Annotated in this window: 19 protein-coding genes; 14 read left to right on the forward strand and 5 right to left on the reverse strand. The window is 63.8% G+C overall.

All coding sequences use genetic code 11. The annotated features are described in order from the left end of the window. Nucleotides 1-31 precede the first annotated feature (31 nt). Nucleotides 32-1,405 (forward strand): hemolysin family protein, encoded by a 1,374-nt coding sequence (locus tag HMPREF2996_RS00500; protein ID WP_070729618.1) that lies wholly within the window; start codon nt 32-34, stop codon nt 1,403-1,405. After that, the gene (locus HMPREF2996_RS00505) at nt 1,405-2,472 is read left to right on the forward strand and encodes a CNNM domain-containing protein (protein ID WP_070729620.1); all 1,068 of its coding nucleotides are present in this window, start codon (nt 1,405-1,407) and stop codon (nt 2,470-2,472) included. Before HMPREF2996_RS00500 ends, HMPREF2996_RS00505 begins: the two co-directional genes overlap by 1 nt. A gap of 162 nt (nt 2,473-2,634) precedes the next feature. On the opposite strand, the gene HMPREF2996_RS00510 is transcribed toward HMPREF2996_RS00505, so the two are convergent. Next, complete coding sequence (locus HMPREF2996_RS00510; RefSeq protein ID WP_070446689.1) at nt 2,635-3,315, reverse strand: hypothetical protein; 681 nt, start codon at nt 3,313-3,315, stop codon at nt 2,635-2,637. Nucleotides 3,316-3,440: 125 nt separating this feature from the next. Next, nucleotides 3,441-5,282 (reverse strand): AMP-dependent synthetase/ligase, encoded by a 1,842-nt coding sequence (locus HMPREF2996_RS00515; protein WP_070446690.1) that lies wholly within the window; start codon nt 5,280-5,282, stop codon nt 3,441-3,443. A 93-nt stretch (nt 5,283-5,375) separates the two neighbouring features. Between HMPREF2996_RS00515 and malQ the strand changes: the two genes are divergently transcribed. Next, the gene (gene malQ / locus HMPREF2996_RS00520; RefSeq protein WP_246822955.1) at nt 5,376-7,475 is read left to right on the forward strand and encodes a 4-alpha-glucanotransferase; all 2,100 of its coding nucleotides are present in this window, start codon (nt 5,376-5,378) and stop codon (nt 7,473-7,475) included. Nucleotides 7,476-7,487: 12 nt separating this feature from the next. Here the strand turns inward: malQ and HMPREF2996_RS12740 are convergent, their stop codons facing one another. After that, nucleotides 7,488-7,643 (reverse strand): hypothetical protein, encoded by a 156-nt coding sequence (locus HMPREF2996_RS12740; protein WP_168163674.1) that lies wholly within the window; start codon nt 7,641-7,643, stop codon nt 7,488-7,490. 174 nt (nt 7,644-7,817) lie between these two features. Between HMPREF2996_RS12740 and HMPREF2996_RS00525 the strand changes: the two genes are divergently transcribed. Then, nucleotides 7,818-9,089 (forward strand): carboxylesterase family protein, encoded by a 1,272-nt coding sequence (locus HMPREF2996_RS00525; RefSeq protein WP_070729625.1) that lies wholly within the window; start codon nt 7,818-7,820, stop codon nt 9,087-9,089. A gap of 10 nt (nt 9,090-9,099) precedes the next feature. Here the strand turns inward: HMPREF2996_RS00525 and idi are convergent, their stop codons facing one another. Further along, a complete protein-coding gene (gene idi / locus HMPREF2996_RS00530) occupies nt 9,100-9,624 on the reverse strand; it encodes an isopentenyl-diphosphate Delta-isomerase (protein ID WP_070729627.1) in 525 nt (174 codons plus the stop codon). Then, a complete protein-coding gene (locus HMPREF2996_RS00535) occupies nt 9,621-10,157 on the reverse strand; it encodes a hypothetical protein (protein ID WP_070644571.1) in 537 nt (178 codons plus the stop codon). Before HMPREF2996_RS00535 ends, idi begins: the two co-directional genes overlap by 4 nt. 90 nt (nt 10,158-10,247) lie before the next feature. Here HMPREF2996_RS00535 and HMPREF2996_RS00540 point away from each other — a divergent pair, with 90 nt between their 5' ends. The 10 genes from HMPREF2996_RS00540 (at nt 10,248) to HMPREF2996_RS00585 (ending at nt 22,265) form a co-directional block, all read left to right on the forward strand. After that, the gene (locus tag HMPREF2996_RS00540) at nt 10,248-12,080 is read left to right on the forward strand and encodes an ABC transporter ATP-binding protein (RefSeq protein ID WP_070729630.1); all 1,833 of its coding nucleotides are present in this window, start codon (nt 10,248-10,250) and stop codon (nt 12,078-12,080) included. 10 nt (nt 12,081-12,090) lie between these two features. Continuing rightward, on the forward strand, nt 12,091-13,188 hold the full coding sequence (locus tag HMPREF2996_RS00545) for a MalY/PatB family protein (RefSeq protein WP_070710547.1): 1,098 nt from the start codon (nt 12,091-12,093) through the stop codon (nt 13,186-13,188). Between the two features lie 38 nt (nt 13,189-13,226). Beyond that, the gene (gene brnQ / locus HMPREF2996_RS00550; protein ID WP_070729632.1) at nt 13,227-14,567 is read left to right on the forward strand and encodes a branched-chain amino acid transport system II carrier protein; all 1,341 of its coding nucleotides are present in this window, start codon (nt 13,227-13,229) and stop codon (nt 14,565-14,567) included. 3 nt (nt 14,568-14,570) lie between these two features. Then, a complete protein-coding gene (locus HMPREF2996_RS00555) occupies nt 14,571-15,551 on the forward strand; it encodes an LLM class flavin-dependent oxidoreductase (protein ID WP_070729634.1) in 981 nt (326 codons plus the stop codon). 100 nt (nt 15,552-15,651) lie between these two features. Beyond that, on the forward strand, nt 15,652-16,377 hold the full coding sequence (locus tag HMPREF2996_RS00560; protein ID WP_246822956.1) for a GntR family transcriptional regulator: 726 nt from the start codon (nt 15,652-15,654) through the stop codon (nt 16,375-16,377). Next, nucleotides 16,377-17,795: an ABC transporter substrate-binding protein gene (locus HMPREF2996_RS00565; RefSeq protein ID WP_070729638.1), complete on the forward strand. Its 1,419-nt coding sequence runs from the start codon at nt 16,377-16,379 to the stop codon at nt 17,793-17,795. Before HMPREF2996_RS00560 ends, HMPREF2996_RS00565 begins: the two co-directional genes overlap by 1 nt. After that, a complete protein-coding gene (locus HMPREF2996_RS00570) occupies nt 17,792-18,697 on the forward strand; it encodes an ABC transporter permease (protein WP_070729640.1) in 906 nt (301 codons plus the stop codon). Before HMPREF2996_RS00565 ends, HMPREF2996_RS00570 begins: the two co-directional genes overlap by 4 nt. Then, nucleotides 18,694-19,452, forward strand: coding sequence for an ABC transporter permease (locus HMPREF2996_RS00575; protein WP_070644565.1), 759 nt, complete (start codon nt 18,694-18,696; stop codon nt 19,450-19,452). Before HMPREF2996_RS00570 ends, HMPREF2996_RS00575 begins: the two co-directional genes overlap by 4 nt. Continuing rightward, complete coding sequence (locus HMPREF2996_RS00580; RefSeq protein WP_070729643.1) at nt 19,436-20,656, forward strand: ABC transporter ATP-binding protein; 1,221 nt, start codon at nt 19,436-19,438, stop codon at nt 20,654-20,656. Before HMPREF2996_RS00575 ends, HMPREF2996_RS00580 begins: the two co-directional genes overlap by 17 nt. Beyond that, entirely contained in the window at nt 20,628-22,265 is a 1,638-nt protein-coding gene (locus tag HMPREF2996_RS00585; RefSeq protein ID WP_070729644.1) for an FUSC family protein, read from the forward strand. Before HMPREF2996_RS00580 ends, HMPREF2996_RS00585 begins: the two co-directional genes overlap by 29 nt. Nucleotides 22,266-22,387 lie beyond the last annotated feature (122 nt).

Here is a 22,387-nt window from a genome sequence, read left to right on the forward strand (position 1 = left end):
CCGCCGCCTACGTAAGGCGGTGGGGTAAGCCGTGTTATCTGCCATCCTGATGATTATGGCGGGTTTCGCCGTCATCGCTCTCATTATCGTGGCCAACGCCTACTTCGTGGCGCAGGAATTCGCCTTCATGTCGGTGGACCGCACGCAGCTGCGCCAGCGCGCCGCGACGGGGGATAAGTCCGCGGAGCGCGCCTTAAAGATCACCCAAAAGACTTCCTTCATGCTCTCCGGCGCGCAGCTGGGTATCACGATTACGGGCCTGCTCATTGGTTATGTGGCAGAGCCCCTCGTGGGCCAAGGCCTGGGCCAGCTGCTCGGCGGCGTGGGCGTGCCCACGGGCGTGTCTGTCGCCATCGGCACGGTGACAGCGCTGGCGGTGTCGACGGTTCTCACGATGCTCTTCGCCGAGCTCTTCCCGAAAAACTACACCATCGCCGCCCCCATGAAGTCAGCGCTGTGGTTGTCCGCATCCACGATGTGGTACCTCAAGATCTTCGGCTGGCTCATCCACTTCTTTGAGTATTCCTCCAATGCCCTGCTCAAGGTCTTCGGTATTGAGCCGGTGGAGGATGTCGATTCTTCGGCCACCACCGATGACCTAGAGTCCATCGTGGATGCCTCCCACGAGGCTGGCGACTTGGATGAGGACACCTACCTGGTCCTCGACCGTCTCCTCGACTTTCCCGAGCACGACGTGGAACACGCCATGATCCCGCGCTCGCGCGTGGATGTCATCGAGCCGGAGACCACCATTGGTGAGGTGCGCGAGATGATGTCGGAGAACCACACCCGCTACCCCATCATCGACGATGAGCACAATCCCATCGGCGTGGTGCACCTCTACGACGTGCTGGGCAGTGAGCTGCCATTGGCTACCCCGGCTCGTGAAATCATGAAGGAACCCGTGGTGGTGCCGGAGCTCATGCCGCTTCCCGACGTCGTCACGGAGCTTCGCGATGCCGACGAGAAACTCGCCTGCGTCATCGACGAATACGGCGGCTTCGTCGGGATCGTGACCATGGAGGACTTGGCCGAGGAAATCCTCGGCGATGTCACCGACGAACACGACCTCGAAGAGACCGAGGAAATCACCGAGCAGGACGAGACGCACTGGATCGTCGACGGTGACACCCCCATCGACGAGGTCGAGCGCGCCATTGGCCACGACCTGCCGGAGGGCGATTTCGAAACCGTCGCCGGTCTGCTCATCGCGCATTCCGGCACGTTGCCGGACGAGGGCGAAGAACTCTCCATCGAGTTGGAGGCCGAACCGGAAGATTGGGTCGACGGTGACGAAGCCCCCATCCGCACGCTCAACGTGCGCGTCGAAGAAATCGACCGCCACGTACCCTCTGTCCTGGCACTCGAGCTGGTGGAGGAATTTCCGGAAGGAGAGGATGACTAATGACTGATACCTGGTGGTTCAACCTCCTCATCACCATTCTCATCATTGCTGCTTCCGCGTTCTTCGTGGTCATCGAGTTTTCCCTCATGGGGGCGCGCCGCAACCGCTTGGAGGAGACTGCGGAATCCTCGGCGGCTTCGCGTGCGGGCCTACGCTCGCTGAATGAGCTGACCGTCATGCTGGCCGGCGCCCAGCTGGGCATTACCGCCGCGACCTTCGTCCTCGGTGCGGTGACCAAACCTTGGGTCCATCACCTGCTGATGACCCCACTGGAGGCCCTTGGCCTGCCGCTGGGCGTTGCTGACGTCATCTCCTTCCTGCTGGCGCTGTTCGTCGTGACCTTCCTGCACCTGGTCATCGGTGAGATGGCTCCGAAATCGTGGGCTATCGCCCACCCCGAGACTGCTTTGCAGCTCATCGCGGTGCCTGCCCGCGGCTTCATCTGGCTCTTCCGTCCGCTGCTGCTCTGGATCAACAAGATGGCCAACAAGCTGGTGACGATGACCGGCGAGGAACCCGTCGACCGCGCTGGTGCGGCTGGCTATGACGCGGAGACCCTTCGCCACTTGGTCGAGCACTCGCGCCTGACGGGCACGCTTGACGATGACTCCGCCAACCAGATCACCGGCGTCATCGAACTGGAAGCCGCCACTGCGGCCCAGTTGGCCCGCGAGCACGGCTCGGAAATCCTGCCGCTATCCTCCGATGCCACCGTGGCCGAGCTTCATGACCTCGTGGTGCGCAAGTCCATCATGCGCGTGCTGGTCTACCCGCGTACTTCGCGCATCCCGCGCATCGTTCACGTGCGCGATACCCTGCTCGCGGACCCGGAAACTCCGGTGCTGGATTTCTCCCGCCCCGCACTGGCGGTGGGCTCATCCTCCACCGTACAGAAGACGCTGGACCAGATGCGCGCCCGCAACGAGCAGCTCGTCATGGTGGGCAAACCCACCAAAGACAAGACCGTGTGGATTCTCACCTGGGATGACATCATGGGCCAGCTGTGGCCGCAGATTACGGAGCAGTTGGACCAGGCCGCGCCGGCCACCAAGAACCCGGGGGTCTAGCGCTGACGCGCTAAGCCCCTGGCACACGAAGCTAGACGGTGGCACGCAAAGTTATTCGTGCCACACTAGCAGCGAAGAGCGCCGCCGAGAGAGGGAATCTCGGCGGCGCTCTTCTTAGGTAATCCTTGTGTGTTGGCAACAAGGAAGTCTGTGATGCGGCGACTATGCGGTCGTGGCGGCCTTCTTCTGGCGCTTGGCGCGCACGCGGGCAACGACGGCGTCAATACGCGCGCGCTCCTCCAAGAAAGGCGGCGGGTTATGCCCGCGCATGGTGCGCACATAAGCGGGGTGCGCCTCAACGACGGTGTGGCGCCAAGCCTGCACGGCGATGAGGGAGGATTCGCCCGCGCGCTTATACAGGTTCGGCAGGGAGACCACATCGAGGTTGCGAGCCACGGCGTCGGTTTGCGCCAGCACGTACTCGACCAGCTCGCGCAGGTAAGCGGCCACTGCGGCGGTGCGGCCACGCAGGGTTTCTGCGAGCTCCGAGACCACAACGGGCGGGCCGGAGATGGGCAAGCCCTCAGCCAACGCGCGGGCGGTAAGCTGCTTCGGCTCCTCCACATCATTGTCACCGGAGGAGGCAGCGGAGATGGTGCCGGACTTCAGGCCGGAGACCAGCGCGTGGCGCAAGCCGATGAGCTCGCCGACACAACGCCCAGAATCCACGCGGGCGTCTTCGACGATATCCCCCAGCTCGGCCAGACAGTCGAGGGCGAGTTCATCGTCCCAGTCCTCGATGGCCTCGATGAGGTGCTCGATGTAGTCAACGACTTCGTCGCCGATGTTATAGATTTCTTGGGTCAGCTCACGGTGGCGCAGCTCGGCTGCGATCTTGTGCATAGGCTGCCCTTTCCGTGAGAACCTCTAGTTGAGGTTTAGAGTTTTTCTGACCCCGCTGACTCTATTAGAGATCCACCCATTCGGCTGCGCGACACTCCGAAGGAATTCACAGACTCCATCCAGCCTTATTTCTTGCCGGCGTAGAGGCGCTCGATATCCGCTGCGTAGCGCTGCGCCACGACATAGCGCTTGACCTTCATCGTGGGGGTGAGCTCGTTACTTTCCTCGGTGAGGTCCTGGTCGAGGATGACGAACTTCTTAATACCCTCCGCGTGGGAAACGGTAGCGTTGACCTGGTTAATGGCGTCCTGAATATCCGCGCGCAGTGCTGGATCGGCAGCAACCTCACGCATACCCTTGGCCGCGGAGATGTTGTGATCAGCCTTCCAGCGCTTGAGCGCATCCTCATCCAGGGTGAGCAACACGCCGACGAACGGCTTGCCGTCACCGACCACCATGGCTTGGGAAATCAGCGGGTGGGAGCGCAGGATATCTTCCATCGGGCCAGGAGAGACGTTCTTGCCGCCAGCGGTGACGATGAGATCCTTCTTGCGGCCGGTGATGACGAGCTTGCCATCCTCATCAATCTCACCCAGGTCGCCGGTGTTGTACCAACCGTCCTGCAGGGCGTTCTCGGTGGCTTCCTCGTTCTGCCAGTAGCCCTTAAAGACGATATCGCCCTTGATCATGATCTCGCCGTCGTCGTTAATGCGCATCGTCGTTCCGCCCAGTGGCGGACCAACGGTACCGATGGATTGATCGACAAAGTCGACAGCGGCGGCCGCGGCGGTCTCCGTCAAGCCATAGCCCTCATAGATGGTCACGCCAATGCCGCGGTACCAGTGCAGCAAATCCTGCGAGATGGCCGAACCACCGGAGATACAGTACTTGACTTCGCCGCCCATGGCCTGCCTAATAGCGGAGTAGACCAGCTTGTCAAAAGCCTTGTGCTTGGCCTTAAGGACACGGTTAGGCCCCTCCGGAGTATCCAGCGCCTTCGAGTACTCGATAGCGACCTTCTCCGCGCGATCGAAAATGGCGCCCTTGACTGCAGAAGAACCGTGAGCCTTGGCGGAAGCGCCGTTGCGTACCTTCTCAAAGACGCGCGGCACGCCCAGGATCAGGTTCGGGCGGGAGCGCGCGAATTCGATGGTGATGGTGCTGAAGTCGGACCAGTGGTTCTGGGAGGCACCGCCGATAGTGACCGCCAGCGACACCGCGCGGCTAAAGACGTGTGCCAAGGGCAGGAAGGTCAGAACGTGGGAACCCGGCACGGCGATGGCGCCAATGGGGTTGGTCAGCAGGCCGCGGGCCTCCGCGAGCCAGTTGCGGTGGGTCAGCATGCAGCCCTTGGGGCGCCCGGTAGTGCCGGAGGTGTAGACCAACGAGGCGACGTCATCGGTGCCCGTGGCCTCGATGCGCTGGTCGACGGTATCGTCACTGACATCGCGGCCCTCAAACTTCAGAGTATCGATGGCGGAAGAGTTGATCTCTAGGATGCGGCGCAGCTGGGAAGGAGAGCCGTGCAACTGTGGGGTGCCATCCTCTTGCAGCTTCAGGTGCTTGACCAGCTCGGAGTGCTCGCGGGTTTCCGTGATGGCGAGGATGGCACCGGAATCCTCGATAATCCACTGGACTTGGGACATCGACGAAGAGGGGTACACCGGAACGGAGATAGCACCGGCCGCCCAGATGGCGTAGTCCAGCAAGGACCACTCGTAACGGGTGGTCGAAATAAGAGCTACGCGGTCGCCCTGCTCCACGCCGAAAGCAATGAGCCCCTTGGCCACCGCGTAGACCTCTTCCACGAACTCTTTGGCGGTCACGTTGACCCACTCATAGTTCGCGGGGCGGGTAAACAGCACGCCATGTGGGCGGGCGTGCGCCGTAGCCATCATCGCGGTAAGGCAGGTTTCGCCGTCCTTGATCTCGAACTCCGCCTTCGTATGCGCTTCATTCAAAGTCACAGTTGTGTCCTTTCCCACAAAAATTAAATTCCAGCCCACTCTACCAACCGGATTTCTCCCGCGCGCAGGAAGGGCGTGGCACAATTGGGGGACGTGACTACCCGTGATCTGCTTCAAGAACTTGCCCAACGCCACGGCGTGGCCTGCGAGTACACCGCCCAGAACGGACAGCCCGTGTACGTCAGCGAGGAGACAATTACCTATACGCTGCGCGCACTCGGCGTCTCTATCTCCGACCGTCCGGACGATGAAGAGCTAACCCAGGCCTTGTTCGAGGACTACCTCGAACGCGCCTCCCGCCCGCTGCCGCCCTGCGTGGTGGCCCGCGAAGGCGCCGAAAAGTCCTTTGCCGTCCACGTCCACGACGGCGACCCCGTCACCGTGACCATCGAGCTGGAGAACGGCGAGACTCGGCCGACCTACCAGGATCCGAACGACGCCCCGGCTGCCGACGTCGCCGGAACCGTGTGGGGCGAAGCCAGCTTCCACGTCCCCGGGGACCTGCCCTTAGGTTTCCACAAGCTGCGCTTGTCCTCGCCCGGCATCGGCGAGCACGAGTGCCCGCTCATCGTGGTGCCCAATCACCTCAGCACTGCGGATCGCTACCTTGACCGCCCCGCGGCGGGCGCGATGGCGCAGCTGTATTCGGTGCGCTCCGAGAAGTCCTGGGGCATGGGTGACTTCGGTGACCTCGCCGAATTGGCGGAGACCTTGGCACCGGATTATGACTTCCTCCTTATTAACCCGCTGCACGCGGGCGAGCCGATTCCGCCAGTGGAGGATTCGCCCTACCTGCCCACCACCCGGCGCTTCATCAACCCGATCTATATTCGCATCGAAGATGTCCCAGAGCTGAAGCTGCTCAGCCCAGAACTTCAGGATGATGTGGCCGAGCTCGCCGCCGAGTTCCGCGAACGCAACCGGTCGGCAGAAGAGATCGACCGTGATTCCATCTTCGAGGCCAAGCTGCAGGTCCTGCAGGAGCTTTTCAGCAAGGGGATGACCCCGGAGCGCCGCACCGCCTTCAGCGAGTACCAGCGCCGCGAGGGCCGCGGCCTGCGCAACTTCGCGCTGTGGTGTGCAGAGACTGAGCTCTCGCGCCACAGTGGACGCCGCCACGCGCTGAGCCTCGACGTCAACGACTTAGCCGAGTTCTACTCCTGGCTGCAATTCCTCTGCGATGAGCAGCTGGATGCCGCCCAGCGCCGCGCGCTCGAGGCCGGCATGAGCATCGGCCTCATCACCGATATGGCCGTAGGTATCCACCCCGCTGGTGCCGATGCCGTGAATCTGGCGGAATACCTCGCCCCGCAATGCTCGGTGGGCGCCCCGCCGGATGACTATAACCAGCAGGGCCAGGACTGGTCCCAGCCACCGTGGCACCCGGTCCGCCTGGCGGAAGCCGGCTACGAGCCATGGCGTGATTTGCTGCGCACAATGCTGGGCAATGCTGGTGGCCTGCGCGTCGACCACGTGCTGGGCCTGTTCCGCCTGTATTGGATCCCGCGCCAGTCCACCCCGCTCAACGGTACCTACGTGACCTATGACTGGGAGGCCATGCTCGGCATCCTCGCACTCGAGGCTGAGCGCGCCGGTGCGGTCCTCGTGGGCGAGGACCTGGGCACCCTGGAACCGTGGGTCCAAAACGCCTTGCGCGATATGGGCGTGCTGGGCACCACGATCATCTGGTTTGAGCACGCCGAGGACGGTCCCACCCCGCGCCCGCAGGATCAGTACCGCCACATGGCGATGTCCTCGGTGGGCACGCACGATCTGCCGCCGACGCTCGCCTACCTGCGCGGCGACCACATCGAGCTGCGTGCCCGCCTAGGCCTTTTGACCCGCCCCGTGGCGGAAGAAGTAGCCGAGGACCGCGCCTGGCAAGAAAAGGTCAAGGATAATCTGCAGGCCTATGGCATGTTGGAGAACCGCGAGAGCGAAGAGGACGTGCTCGTCGCCCTGCATCGTTATGTTGCGGGAACTCCCTCGGCGCTGACGGTCACCAACGTGGTGGACATGGTTGGTGACGTGCGCGCACAGAACCAGCCGGGCACGACGAAAGATCAGTACCCGAACTGGTGCATCCCGCTGTGCGATACCGCCGGCAAGCCGGTGCTCTTGGAGGATCTACCGAAGCAGGAGCTCTACCAGCGCCTCGCCCAGGCCGCCCAACGTCCGGGCACCCAACGCTAAAGCGTCGTCCCTCTAAAGGACGACGCCGACGATGGCCACCACGACGATGAGCGTGATCATCAACCAGAGGGTCACGCTCACTCGGGATTTGGGTAGTGCGCGCTTGCGGTGAGAAGGCTGTGAGCGCTCGGGGTCCCACAGGCCTTCGCGGTGATCATCGGGAGTCATGTTTCTTCATCCTAGTCGCGGGCACTAGCCACGCATTCACCCGGTCGATTGCCCACATCAGCACCCAACCCATGACCGTCGCGGCCGGCACTGCGGTGACGGCAAGCACCGCCATTTGCGCCCACACTGGCGCCTGCACGAGCCATTCCATGCCCTCAGGGTAGCCTGTTCACCATGAGCAGTGCACCTTTCGACGTCACCTGCCCCGCGGGCACCATCACCGGCTACCTCGATGAGGACGTGGCCCACTTTCACTCCATCGAGTACTCCCATATCCCGGGGGATTTCGAGAACCCCGAACCTGCCCCGCCCCGTGACCAGGATGCACGCACCCCGCACCCGGAGAAGGTCGCGCTCACCATCACCGCCCCCGCACCCGGCAGCCGCACCACGTCACTGGCGCCCACGTTGGTCTATATCCACGGCGGCCGCTACGAGCACGGCTCCCACGAGGATCCCCGTGCAGAGGGCACGCCGACCGCACAGGCAGGCATCGTCCACGTGCAGCTGGGCTACCGCGTGGGCCTGCCGGGGCTTGCCCGTTTCCGTGATGATGAGCCCGACCGCTACCGCGCCATCGAGGACCTGCAGCTGGGCTTGGAATGGATCCAGCGCAATATCGAATCCTTCGGCGGGGATCCCACCAATGTCACCGTCCTGGGTCAGTCCGCCGGCGCCAACGCCGTGCTGTGGCTGTGCCGGCGGGACCACTACCGCGGGGCATTTCGCCGGGCAATAGCGCTCTCCCCGGGCTTCCCTCGGGAGACCTTCGAGGAACGCCAGGCCACGCTGCGCCAGGTGATGAAGAAGCCCATCACACGCTCCTCGCTTGCGGCCATGAGCCAGGAGGAGCTTGCCGCCGGCTACGCCAAGTTCCGCAAGAAGTACAGCCTCGATATGGCACTGGGCCCCACGCCACTGGAGTGTGGGCAGCTTGCCGACGTCCCCCTCATCCTCGGCAGCACCCGCGACGAGTTCTACAACATCCCGGCCACGCAGAAGATCGACCGCTCCCCTTTCCGCGGCCTCATCCTGCGCTATGCGGCGCCGCGCTTCGGCTTTCCCCGCAACGGTTTCACACCCTGGTATCAGGTAGCGCAGCACATGGACAAGGAGCGCCCGATGGGCCGGATGGTGGGCGATTCCATCATCCGTCGCTGGGCGGCAGAAGTAGCGGAGAAGGCGCCGGGTGAGACCTGGATGATGGAATTCACTCGTTCCTCGGGCCCGGCCCTGCACTGCGAGGAACTGCGCCCGCTCTTTGGCGAATCACCACTGGCAGAGTGGTTGCGGGAATTCGTGCGCACCGGAAAGCCCGGCTTCGAGGCCTACCGCCCCGAGCACGCTATCTGGGAATACAACTTAGACAACGACGAGCATCGGGTGGCCTACGCCAGCTTGGATTATATTTCGGCGGCCTTCGCCCAGGATGGCAGTCTGCTCTGATCCGGGGGCGTCAAGCCAAAAGGGCCGCGCGCAGCGGTTCGTGGGTCAGCTCCTCCACCATCCACGGGCTAAAGGCGAAAGGCGTGGCGTCGACGGCGGCGAGCACGTCGCGCACTGGCGCCCACGCGAAGGAATCGACTTCGTCGGGGTTGGGCGCCGGATCATCTTCAGTTTCGAAGAGATAGACCGGGCAGATTTCATTCTCCACCACGCCGGAAGAATCCACGGCACGGTAAGCAAAGTCCGGGAGCACCAAACGCGGCGTGCCGCTCAGGCCAAGCTCGAAGCGGCCGCGGCGGACGACGGCGGCGGCAGTCTCCTCATCCGGGCCCGGGTGCCCGCAGAAGGAATTGGTCCACACGCCAGGCCAGGTCAGCTTGGACAGGGCGCGGCGGGTCAGCAGCAGCTGGCCATCGCGCACCACCCACGCAGAAAAGGCGAAATGGAGCGGGGTATCCGCGGTATGTACGGCGGCCTTGTCAGCGGTGCCGGCGGGTGTGCCCTCCGGCGAAGCTAGAACGACGAGTTCCGTCATAGATTGAGGTCTCCTACATAGCGCACGTTGCCAATGCTAAAGCGCGCGTTCCAGAGGTTGCCTGGGGCAACGTTATAGACATATTGAAGGTTGGTGGACGCACCGGCGCCCAGCGGGTGATCCAGGCCCGGCGCGGCCACATCCGGGTGGACAGCGGGGTCAACATCGATCGAATCCACGGTGGCCCAGCCACCGTTGCCGTCGGCACGCTCGAGGGTGGGTTCCGGGAGGGCGTCGACAGGCATCGGCACCTCGTTGAGGTTGTGAATCTTCACAGTCAGCACCGTTCCGCCACCGCCGGAGTACAGGCCCTGCAGCTCAAATTCCACGTTGAGGCCCTCGTCCTTAACGGGGGCTGCCAAGTCGGAGGTGACCTCGTGAGCGTCCACGTCCTTGGCCTCAAAGGTCGGCGGCTCCGAACTGGAGACCACGATGTTGTCCTGCGGGCCCACGTCCGGCGGCTGGAGGATACTGCAGCCTGACAAGGCAGCCAGGCACAGCGGGGCGCACGCTAGGGGGAGGTATTTCTTCACCGCGGATCCTTTTCCATCACGATTTCGGTTTCTCCCCTACCTTAGTCGACGGGTTGGATATTCCTATTAAGGGCGTAACATCGGCCGGCGATGAACTCTATTCTCCGCATCGTCCGCAGCGCCTCCGCTCTGTGGCCGTTTTATCTTGGCGTCCTTATCACCGCGTCAGTCACCGCGATTCTGTCGCTGCTGACACCTTTCATCCTCCGCGAAGCCACCGATACCGTCGTCGCAGGCGGACCACTGCGCACCATTCTGTGGTGGGTCGTAGCACTCTTTGTGGCGGACGCGCTGGGCAACGTGGTGAAGAATATCGGCGGCTATATCGGCGATGTGATGGTCGCACGCCTGCGCCAGATTCTTTCGACGCGCTACTTTGCCAAGCTGCTCTCCGTGCCGCAAGGTTATTACGACAACCAGGTTACCGGCACCATCATTGCGCGCTTGGACCGCTCGATTGCGAATATCACGCAATTCCTGCAGTCCTTCTCCAATAACTTCTTCGTCATGCTCATCCAGGCCGCGGCGGTGCTAGTCATCACCGCGGTGTACTACTGGCCGCTGGCCATCCTGCTGGCTGCGCTCTTCCCCATCTATATGTGGCTCACCGCGCTGACCTCGGAGCGCTGGCAAAAGTTTGAGGCCATTAAGAACGAGAACATCGACGTGGCCAATGGGCGCTTCGCGGAGGTCATCGGACAGGTGAAGGTGACCAAGTCCTTCGTCGCCGAGGCCCGCGAGCTAGCTTCCTTCGGTTCGCACTACCGCACGGTGGTGGATACGACGAAGCCGCAGTCGCGCTGGTGGCATTCCATGGACACCGCGCGCGGCGCGGCCATGGCGCTGATCTTCTTAGGCATCTATGGCCTGATTTTCTGGCGCACCTTGGAGGGCCACTTCTCCATCGGTGACATGGTCATGCTCCTGCAGCTGGTGAACATGGCCAAGCAGCCGGTGTTCATGATGAGCTGGATCGTGGATGTCAGCCAGCGCGCCATCGCCGGCTCCAAGGACTACTTCAAGGTCATGGAGGAAATCCCGGAGCCCACCGTCAACCCGCAGCTGGTCGCCGCCGCTGAAACCTCCGACGTGCCGGAGCTCGACCTCACCCCGGCTAAACCGCTGCACCCCACCGAAGGCCCGGTCTTTGCCTTTGAGGACGTGTCTTTCTCCTATGAATCGGATAAGCCGGTCGTCGCCGACATCACCTTCGCCGCCCAGGAAGGCCACAAGGTAGCGCTCGTCGGCGAGTCCGGCGGCGGCAAGTCCACCCTGGTCAACCTACTGTTGGGCCTCTACCAGCCCACGGAGGGAAAACTAACGGTACTGGGCCACGACGCTGCGGAGCTCACTGCGGAGCGCCTGCGCGCTTCGGTCGGCGTGGTCTTCCAGGAGTCCTATCTTTTCTCCGGCACCATTCGGGAAAACATCGCTTATGGCAAGCCGGGCGCCACGATGGAGGAGATCGTGGACGTCGCCAAGCGCGCCAATGCACACGGCTTCATCGAAGAATTCCCCGATGGTTACGATACCGTCATCGGCGAGCGCGGCCTCAAGCTCTCCGGCGGGCAGAAACAGCGCGTGGCCGTGGCGCGCGCCATGCTGAAGGACGCCCCCATCCTCGTCCTCGACGAGGCCACCTCGGCGCTGGACACCAAGGCTGAGCGCGCCGTGCAGGCCGGTCTGGACGAGCTGATGAAGAACCGCACCACGCTCATCATCGCGCACCGCCTGTCCACCATCGCGGACGTGGACACCATCATCACCCTAGACCGCGGCCGCATCTCCGAGATTGGCGCGCCAGCGGAGCTGGCGCAATCGGGCGGCATCTACGCCGAGCTGCTGCGGCTGACCCAATCCGCCTCCGCCGCCGACCGCCAACGGTTGAAAAAATACGGATTCGTCCAAGCCACCGACGAGTAAGGTGGGGCGCATGCATTTCCCTAGCCTGAAAGAACTCTCTGCCCGCGGCACCCGCAAGTGGACCGTCTATGACGAGGACATCCTTCCGCTGTGGATCGCTGAATCAGACTTCCTCACCGCACCGGCGGTCAAGGAGGCCATCCAAGAGGCTGTCGACGCCGAGTCCTTCGGCTACACCCCGGCGCCCAAGGCCTCTGAGCTCAACGCGGCGCTAGCGGATTTCTATGAAGCGCGCTATGGCTGGCGCCCAGAACACGTCTTCTGGATCGGGGACGTGGTCCGCGGCCTGCTGCTCGGCGTGCAGTACTTCACCGAGGGCGCGGTGGCCGTGCCGGTCCCCTCTTACCCGCCGCTGCTGGAGCTGCCGGAGACCGCCGGGCGCGAGAAGATTGAGACCTCGCTGGAGCTCGACGATATCGAGCGCGCCTTTAAGGCCGGCGCCGGCTCCATCCTGCTCTCCCACCCCTATAACCCGCTCGGCATTGTCTTTGATGAGGACTGGCTGCGGAGGCTCGTGGAGCTGGCAGATAAATACGATGCCCGCATCCTCTCCGATGAGATCCACGCCCCGCTCGTCTACGAAGGCCGCCACATCCCGCTCGGCGCCTTGTCCGACCGCGTTATTACCGTCACCGCCACGTCCAAGGCGTGGAACACCGCGGGCTTGAAGTGCGCGCAGGTGATCTTCTCCAATACTGCGGATGTCGAGCGCTGGAACTCGCTGACCGGCGTGGCTAAGGACGGCACCGGCACGCTCGGTGTCTTGGCTGCGGAGGCTGCCTACCGCCACGGTGGGGAGTTCCTTGACGAGGAGATTGAGTACCTGAAGAAGACCCGCGATTGGCTGGTGGAGGAGTTACCCAAGCGCGTTCCGGGCCTCAAGACTTCCCACCCGCAGGCCACCTACCTGCTGTGGTTGGACTTTAGCGAGACCGCCATTGGGGATAACCCGAAGCCTGCGGCCTGGGTGCGCGAGCACGCCAAGGTAGCCCTCAACGAGGGTGTCACCTTCGGCACGGGCGGTGAGCATCATGCCCGTCTTAATTTTGCAACCTCCCGTGAGCTGCTCGAAGAGGCACTCGACCGGCTGGAGAAAGCATTTAGCTAAAATTTACATCTCATGTCATGGGCATTATCCTTAGAAAAATGTCCATTAATGACGTTCAGGCCCCCGCCCAGTCCGCTTCGAAGACGAGCTCCTCCATCGGCATCGTCATCGTTGCCTCCCTCATGCTCTTCTCCATGTTCTTCGGAGCGGGCAACCTCATCTTCCCGCCGGAGGTCGGTGTCTCCTCCGGCACCAACTTCTGGCCGGCCACCATGGGCTTCCTCGCCGCTGGCGTAGCCCTGCCGGTCTTGGCGGTGATCGCGGTGGCCATTTCCGGCCAGTCCGTGCGAGATATCGGAAACCACGGCGGCAAGATCTTCGGAGTGGCCTTCTCCGTCATCGCCTACCTGGCCATCGGCGCGTTTTACGCCCTGCCGCGTACCGGCGCGGTATCCATGGAAACCGCGATTACCCCGCTGCTTGGCTGGGAGGGAACCTTTGCCAACGGCACCTTCAACGTCGTCTTCTTCCTCATCGCTTTAGCCCTGGCCTGGCGCCCCAACAACATCATCGACACCTTGGGCAAGTTCCTGACCCCGGCGCTGGTCATCCTGCTCGCCGCCCTCATTACGTTGGCCACACTGGCCAACCCCCGCGTTCCCGGCACCCCGACTGAGGAGTACGCCTCCGCGCCCTTCGTCACAGGCCTCTTCGAGGGCTACAACACCATGGATGCCATCGCGGGCCTGGCATTCTCCATCGTCATCGTGACTTCGCTGCGCTCCAAAGGTTTCTCTACTGACCGTGCGCTGCTGCGCGGAACCATCACTTCCGCCGTCATCGCCGGCGCGCTGCTTGCCGCTATCTACCTGGGCCTGGCGTGGATCGGCCAAACCATGCCGAATGGTTCCTCCTATGATTCCGGCGCCGCCTTGCTTGCCGACGCCTCCAATCTCACCATGGGCAACGTCGGCCAGGCCGTCTTCTCCGCCATCGTCATCCTGGCATGCATGACCACCGCCGTGGGCCTGATTTCCGCCACCTCGGAGTTCTTCGCCCTGCTCGTGCCGAAGACCACCTACCACTTCTGGGCTTGCCTATTTACCGCGCTGTCCATCGCCTTCGCCTTCCAAGGCCTGGATACGGTGCTCGCCATCGCGGTCCCCTTCATCGTGTTCTTGTACCCGCCGGCTATCTCCCTGATCGCGCTGACGCTTCTGCAACCAGCAGTTAAGAAGTGGGTCACCTTCTACTGGGGCTTCCGCCTGGCGCTGTGGGTTTCCGTCCTGTGGTCCGCCGCCACCTCCTTCGGCGCCCCGCTTGGCTTCTCCCCTGGCCAAGACGTTGGCCTGGGCTGGGTGGTTCCCACGCTCCTCGCATTTGCTATCGGCGTTATCATCGACGTTGTATCTACATCCTCGTCGAAGAAAAGTGAGTAGTTCATGACGCCCCGCGCCGCTCTATCCATCCTCGATTTCTGCACCATTTATGAGGGGGAGACCCCTTCTCAGTCCATGGCCAGGTCGGTCGAGCTGGCGCAACAAGCGGAGGCCTTGGGCTTTGAGCGCATGTGGTACACCGAGCACCACAACATGCCCTCTATTTCCTCCTCCGCCCCGGCGGTTCTCATCGCCCACATTGGCGCGAAGACCGAGCGCATCCGATTGGGCTCCGGCGGCATCATGCTGCCGAACCACGCGCCTTATGTTATCGCTGAACAATTCGGCACCCTCGCCGAGCTCTACCCCGGCCGCATCGACTTGGGCCTGGGCCGCGCACCCGGCACCGATATGAAGACCTTGGGCCGCGCCCTGCGCCGCGATAGAAACGCCGCCGAGCGCTTCCCTGAGGATGTCAAGGAGTTGCAGGGCTACCTTTCCGGCAAATCTCTCATCCCCGGCGTGAAGGCCATCCCCGGCCACGGCACCAACGTGCCGATCTACATCCTGGGGTCCTCGCTCTTCGGCGCCTCCCTGGCCGCCAAATATGGCCTGCCTTATGCCTTCGCCTCGCACTTCGCCCCGCAGCACTTGGAAGCCGCCACGGCCTATTACCGCGAGAATTACCAGCCTTCCGAGGCCCACCCCGAGCCCTATGTCATCGCCGGTGTCAACGTCACCGCCGGGGATAACGCAGAAGAGGAATTCGAGAAGGTCTGTTTCCGCCGCGTTAAGGCCTTCGTCAGCCGCGGCAAGCAGCTCAGCGACGACGACGTCGCCCGCATCATTGACTCCCCACAGGGCCAGCAAATCATCAGCATGCTTCAGTACTCCGCAGTCGGCAGCATTGAGCATGTGCGCGAGTACCTCACCGACTTCCAGCAACTAGCCCAGGCGGACGAGCTCATGATCTCCCTGCAATCCACAAGCCACAAGGCAGCGTTGGGTAATATGGCAAACCTGGCACAAGCGTGGCAGATGTAGGCGTACGCCCAGGCGCGCGTACGCACATCTTTACCCGTCACAGCGTTGTTCTACATAGAGGAGAATTTCGGTGTCCCTTCGGCGCACACAGCAACACAGCATGATCGCTGATTACCTGCGCAACCTTATTCGCAGCAAGAAGCTTTCTCCTGGTGATTTCCTGCCCAGCGAGGCCGAGCTCTGCCAACAGTTCTCCTCTTCCCGCGGCCCGGTGCGCCAAGCCGTCGCGGCACTGCGCTCGGAGGGCCTCATCTCCTCCGGGCGCGGCCGCCGCTCCGTCGTCCTCGGCCGTTTTACCTCGGAGTCCTTCGACTCCATTTATTCCGTGACGCACTGGCTGCGCGAGCGCGGCTTCGAGCCCGGCGCGTCCACCTTGTGGCTGGGGCGCTGCCCTGCTTCCGAGCAGGAAGCCGAGTTCTTGCGGGTAGAGACAGGTTCCCCCGTAATCTTTGTGCACCGCGTGCGCAGCGCCAACGGCATGCCCATCGCCATCGAGCGCATGTTCTTCCCACTGGACGTGGGCAGCCACATCCTCAACTTCGATGCCGACAATGAGTCCGTCCACGATCACCTACGCAAGCAAGGCGTGGACTTCGACAACGTCAACCGCGAGCTCTCCCTTGCCTACGCCAGCGAGGAAGATGCGCGCTCCCTCAATGTCGAGCCCGGCACCCCGCTGTGGCGCCTGCACTTGGACATCTCAGATCACTCTGGTCATCCCGTCGAGTGCACCGAAATCCTGTACCTCGGGGACCGCCTGACGCTGGGCATGACGAGCGTGCGCGGAAGTACCTCCCCGCTCGAGGTCAAGTTGTCGGAAGGATGATGAGAGCCTGGATTGGTGCGCTGGGGCTGGTCGTGGGGGCGTCGTTAAGCGCGTGTTCTGCCGGCTCCACGGCAGTGGTTGATTCTGACTCCTCTGCGCTGACGCTGGCCACCACGACGCCGGCGACCTCCCTGGATTTCACCACCGTCGGCGGAGCCGCCATCCCGGCAGCACTCATGAGCAACGTCTACGAGACCCTGGTGCGCATCTCCCCGGAGGGAGAGATTGTCCCCGGGCTCGCCGAATCCTGGGAAGTGGACTCCACACGCTATACCTTCCACCTGCGTGAGGCTTCCTTCTCCAACGGCGAGGCATTCACCGCGCACACCGCCGCGTGGTCCATCAACGCGGTGAAGACGGAGTGGACGAACGGCATTAGCGCCCAGATGGACGTGGTGGAATCCGCCACGGCTGTCGACGATCACACGCTCCTCGTCACCCTTAAACGGCCCTCCGCCGGGTGGTTATGGTCCATGGGCACCGCCATCGGTGCTATGCGCACCCCCACCGCGGCGGTGGGCACCGGACCTTTCGCCGTCGCGGGCTTCTCCCCCAACGAATACATCGCGCTGCGCGCCCGCCCGGACTACTGGGGCACCCCGGCGAAGGAAGACATCACCATCCGCTACTTCCCGGATTCCCTCACCGCGGTTAACGCGCTGCGCTCCGGCGGGGTGGACGCGGTGTGGGGCGTGCAGAACCCGGAGCTGCTCGACACGCTCGATGACTCCATCGAAACCGCCGTGGGCACCACGAACGGCGAGGTGTTGCTGTCCATGAATAACCAAGCAGCACCTTTCGACGACCCCCGCGTGCGCCGCGCCGTGGCCTATGGCATCGACCGCCGGGCCGCCAACGAGATCCTCTGGGAAGGCCGCGCACAGGATACCGGTGGCGCACCCGTCCCGCCGACTGATCCCTGGTTTAGCGGGAAGGACTACTACCCCTTTGAACCGGCGCGCGCCCGCGCGCTGATGGAGGAGGCCGGCGCGGTGGGCACGCCGCTCACACTCACGGTACCGAGCCTGCCCTATGCGCAAACACTCTCCGAGTTCCTCTACTCCCAGCTGGAGGAGATGGGCTTTGAGGTCACGCTGGAAACCGCAGAGTTCCCCGCCGTGTGGCTGAGCCAAGTTATGGGCGCGAAAGACTATCAGATGTCGCTCGTCGCGCACGTCGAGCCGCGCGATATCCCCACCATCTTTGGCAACCCGGACTATTACCTCGGCTATGATTCGCCGCAGGCCCGCACGCTGTTGGAGCAGGATGACATGACAGGGGCCGTAGACCAGATCATGGAGGACATGCCCGCTCTGACGCTGATGAATATGCCCAATATCGTGCTCTACCGCGAAGGCCTGACCGGCCTGCAGCCGAACCAAATCACCGATGCCATTGAGTTGCGAGGCGTGCGATGAGAATACTGCGCTTCCTCGGCACCATGTGGGCTGCCTCCATCATCATTTTCCTGCTCATGCGGGCCGTGCCCGGCAACCCGGCGCGCGTGGCCTTGGGAGTCAATGCCACGGATGAAGCCGTGGAGAAGTTAACACACTCCATGGGCCTGGACCGCCCGCTCCTCGTGCAATACGTGGAGTGGATGAAAGGACTGTTGACCGGCAACTTCGGCATCTCCCTGTCCTCGCAGCAGGACATCACTCCGCTGGTGATTGACCGCGCGCAGGTTACGCTGTTGCTCATCGGGCTGGCCATTGTCCTCGCCCTAGCCGGGGCTATTCCCATGGGCATCCTGCTCGCCCGCTTTCGCCTCCCTGTGCTCAATGCGGCCACGCAGCTGGGCATCGCGGTGCCCAGCTTCTTAGTCGGTATCCTGCTGGTCGCGGTCTTCTCCGTGCACCTGGGTTGGCTGCCGGCGAATGGCTGGCAGCTGCCGCGCGAGGGTTTAAGCCACCTCGTCCTGCCGGTCATCTCGTTAGCACTGGTGCAAGGCGCCATGCTCACGCGCTACGTGCGCGCCACCCTCCGCGAGGAGATGGACAAGGACTATATCCGCACCGCCCGCTCCCTGGGTGAATCCCGCACCGGGGCGCTGGTCCGCCACGGCCTGCGCAATGCCGCTTTGCCGGTGCTCACTGTCACCGGCGTGCAGTTAAGCACCTTGGTGGTGGGCGCGGTGGTCATCGAGAATGTCTTCGTCATCCCGGGTCTGGGCTCGCTGCTTCTCGACGCTGTCTCCACCCGCGACCTCACCACCGTCCAGACCCTCATCATGGTTTTCGTGACTTTCACGCTGACCGTCAACCTGCTCACGGACCTGGCCTACCGGGTCATCGATCCGCGGCTGAAGGAGGCGCGATGAAGCCCGGCTATATTCTGGTGGGCCTGACTGTCCTATTCGCCCTGGTCTCTCTGGTGTGGACGCCCTATGACCCGAACCTCATCTCCCCCGACCGCCTGGCCGGCCCCAGCCTGGAGCACCTCATGGGCACCGACCGCTTCGGGCGCGATACCTTCTCCCGCATCCTCGCCGGCGCCCAGATCACCGTGCTGGTGGGAGTGGTAGCGGTGGCCATCGCTGCGCTCATCGGGGTGCCACTCGGCATCATCGCCGGGATGCGCGGTGGTGGCTTCATCATGGCGGCCACCGACCTGCTACTCGCCTTCCCGGCGCTGCTGCTGGCCATCGTCGCCGGCGCGGTGTGGGGCTCGTCGACGCTCACGGCGACCATCGCCATCGGCATCGCCGGCATCCCTTCCTTCATCCGGGTCACGCGCTCCGGCACGCTGCAGATTATGACGCAGGACTATATCGCGGCCGCCCGCATCTCACGCGTGCCGCCGGCGCTCATCGCGTGGCGCCACGTCCTACCCAACCTCGGCGGCATCGTGGCTATCCAGGCCTCCGTCTACTTTGCGCTGGCCGTCCTCGCCGAGGCCGGCCTGTCCTACCTCGGCCTGGGCACCGCCCCGCCGACCGCCTCGTGGGGACGCATGCTGCACGACGCCCAGCCCCTCCTGGCCACCCACCCCCTCCAGGCGCTGTGGCCCGGGCTGGCCATCGCCGGCACCGTCCTCGGATTCAACCTACTAGGAAGCCATGCTGACCGTCACTGATCTGCGCGTGGGCCCTGTCGGCCCCATCTCCTTTTCCATCGCACCCGGCGAGCGCGTCGGCCTCATCGGCGATTCCGGCAGCGGCAAATCGCTCACCGCCCTAGCCATCATGGGGCTTTTGCCCGAGCACCTGCAGGCCACCGGCTCCATTAGCTTCGACGGCGAGGAGCTGCTGGTCATGCGCGACCGCGACCTGCGCAAGCTGCCGCTGGCCATGGTCTTCCAAGAGCCCATGACCGCGCTCGACCCACTGATGAAGGTGCCCGGCTTCAACCGCTTCCCGCACCAGCTCTCCGGTGGGCAGCGCCAGCGCGCGCTCATCGAGATGGCCATGGCCCGTCGCCCCAAGCTGCTCATCTGCGATGAGCCCACCACCGCCCTGGATCCTTTCACCCAAGAGGAGATCCTCTCCACCATCGTGGATGCCGCGGACAGCGAAGACACAGCGCTGCTGTTCATTAGCCATGACCGGGACGTCGTCAAGCGCGTGTGCGACCGCGTCGTGCGCATCGGTGAGCTCACCGCTCCCGACCTCACCCCGCCGCCCATGCCCACCCTGGGCGAGCCCGTCATCGAGCTCAAGAACGTGACCAAGACCTACCGCGGGGTGACCGCGCTGGACGACGTCTCCCTCACCGTCCGCGAGGGCGAGCGCCTCGGCATCGTCGGCGGTTCCGGCTCCGGCAAATCCACGCTGCTCAAGCTGCTCACGGGGCTAGCGGAGCCGACCTCGGGGACGGTGGCGGTGAAGAAGCGTGTGCACATGGTCTTCCAAGACCCTAAGGGCTCGCTCAACCCGCGCATGCCTATCTGGAAGATCGTGGCCGAGGGCGGCGGGACGCGCGAAGAAGCCGAGGCGGTGCTGCGGGAGGTCGGCATCGAGGGCTTCGAGCGCTATCCCCGGGACTTCTCCGGCGGGCAGCGCCAACGCATTTCGCTGGCGCGCGCCGTGGTGGGCAAGCCGGAGATTCTACTGGCGGACGAGGCCGTCTCAGCACTCGATGCCACTTCGCGGGCCCAAGTCCTCGAGCTTCTACAGCGCGTAACGAAGGATATGACGCTGGTTTTCGTCTCCCACGACATCGATGTCGTGCGCCACTTATGCCCCACAGTGGCGGTCCTGCAGGACGGCCGGCTCGTGGATCGCGGCGAAACGAGTAAGGTGTTCTCCCGATATGGAACACCCACTGCCGCAACGTCCTAATGCACTTCAGCTCTTTACCGCCTTTAACACCTCCGCGCGCCGCTGGCCCGGTGCCCTGCGCGCGGCGTTGGCGATCATTATCCCCGGCGGGATCGCTGTAGCGACGGGCCACCCGGATGCGGTGCTGCTCATTTCCGCCGGCGCCTTCTCCGTCATCTATGGCGAGGGGCACCCCTACCGCACGCGACGCCGCGTGATCCTCACCGCCGGCGGGCTGCTCACGCTGGCGGCCACGGCTGGTTCCCTCGTCGGCGTGCATGGGCTGGCGCTGTCCGCGGTGTTTACGGTGGTCCTAGCAACCATCGGCGCGTTCGTGCAGAATGCGCTGCGGCTGCCGCCGCCGGGTTCCTTCTTCATCGTGATGGTGGCCGGTGGTTCCACGATGCTGCGTGGGGTCTCGCCGTGGGAGGTGGCCGCGTGGAGCCTGGCCGGCGTGTTGGCCAGCTACGTGCTGGGCATGCTGCCGCGTTTCCGGGATCCGCACGGTCCGGAGACCCGCGCGGTGGCCGCGCTGGAGAAGGCCGCCGATGCCTTCGTGAACTCCGATAGCGATTTCCTGGCTCGCCACCACCAGGCGCAGTCCGCCATTTCCACGGCGTGGCAAACGCTTGCCGACGCCGGCGTCATCCGCGGCGGCCGCATCCGCCACCCCGCCCAGGCAGAGCTGGTGCACCGCGCGCTGGCGGCCCAGCAGCGCATCGTGGCGCACCACAAGCAGGTGGGCGGCAACTCGGATGAGCTCTCTGATTCCCCTACCTACGTGGACCCGGACCGCACCAGCATCCCGCACACCAAGCCGACGATGCGCTACCGCTTCTACCGCGCCGCGGTGGGCAATTCCCACGCGGTGGTGACGGCTGAGAAGATCGCGCTTGGTGGCCTGGCCACCGCGTTCATTGGCATGGCGCTGGGGCTCAACCGCCCGGACTGGGGCGCGGTCTCGGTGCTCCTGCTCTTGCAGTGGGGGCCGGACCGGGTTCCGGGAACGATTCGCGGTGTGCAACGTATGCTGGGCTCCGTCTTAGGCGTGTGTGTCTTTGCGCTCATTGCCTCTTTCAGCCCGCACGGCTGGGGGTTGGTGCTCGCGTTGGCCTTCTGCCAGTTCTGCGCGGAGATTCTGGTGGTGAAGAACTACGCGCTATGCGTCATCTTCTCCACTCCCCTGGCACTGCTGATGGGCAATTCTTCGGAGCACATGGCCCACACCATCGGCTCGCGTATGGCGGAGATTGGGCTCTCCGTGGTCGTGGCGATGCTCTTCTTGTGGCTGTGGAAGCCGCGCGCCCAGCTGACCAACCACTACCGCCTGCAAACGCGCTGTTTCGAGGCGATGGCCGCCCTGCTCGGCGCACTACTCATCAAGACCCCCGAGGAAGCGCTGGCACAGCGGCGCGACCTGCACTACGAGTTGCTTTCGGAACGGCGCAGCATCCAGTCGCTGGCGACCAATCACTCCGATATCAGCGAGTTCTGGGAGCGCCACACCGCCTTGCAACCGGCCGGATACTTCCTCTTAGATTTCTGCGTGGTCAATCCGCTGTCGCAGCCCAGCCGCGCGGAGCTGGACACGCTCATCGCGAAAATCACCGCAGCGGAAATGCGGTCCTAACCTCCTAGCACGGGCAACCCCCGGTTGCCCGCGAATTATTTCACCGATAGCAACAGGTTCGGGTCGAGTACGTGTTCCTCCACGCGCTCGAAGCAAGCGAAGGCTTCCTCCAGCTCACGGAC

It is taken from the genome of Corynebacterium sp. HMSC066C02 (genome assembly GCF_001814945.1).
GTDB lineage: Bacteria > Actinomycetota > Actinomycetes > Mycobacteriales > Mycobacteriaceae > Corynebacterium > Corynebacterium aurimucosum.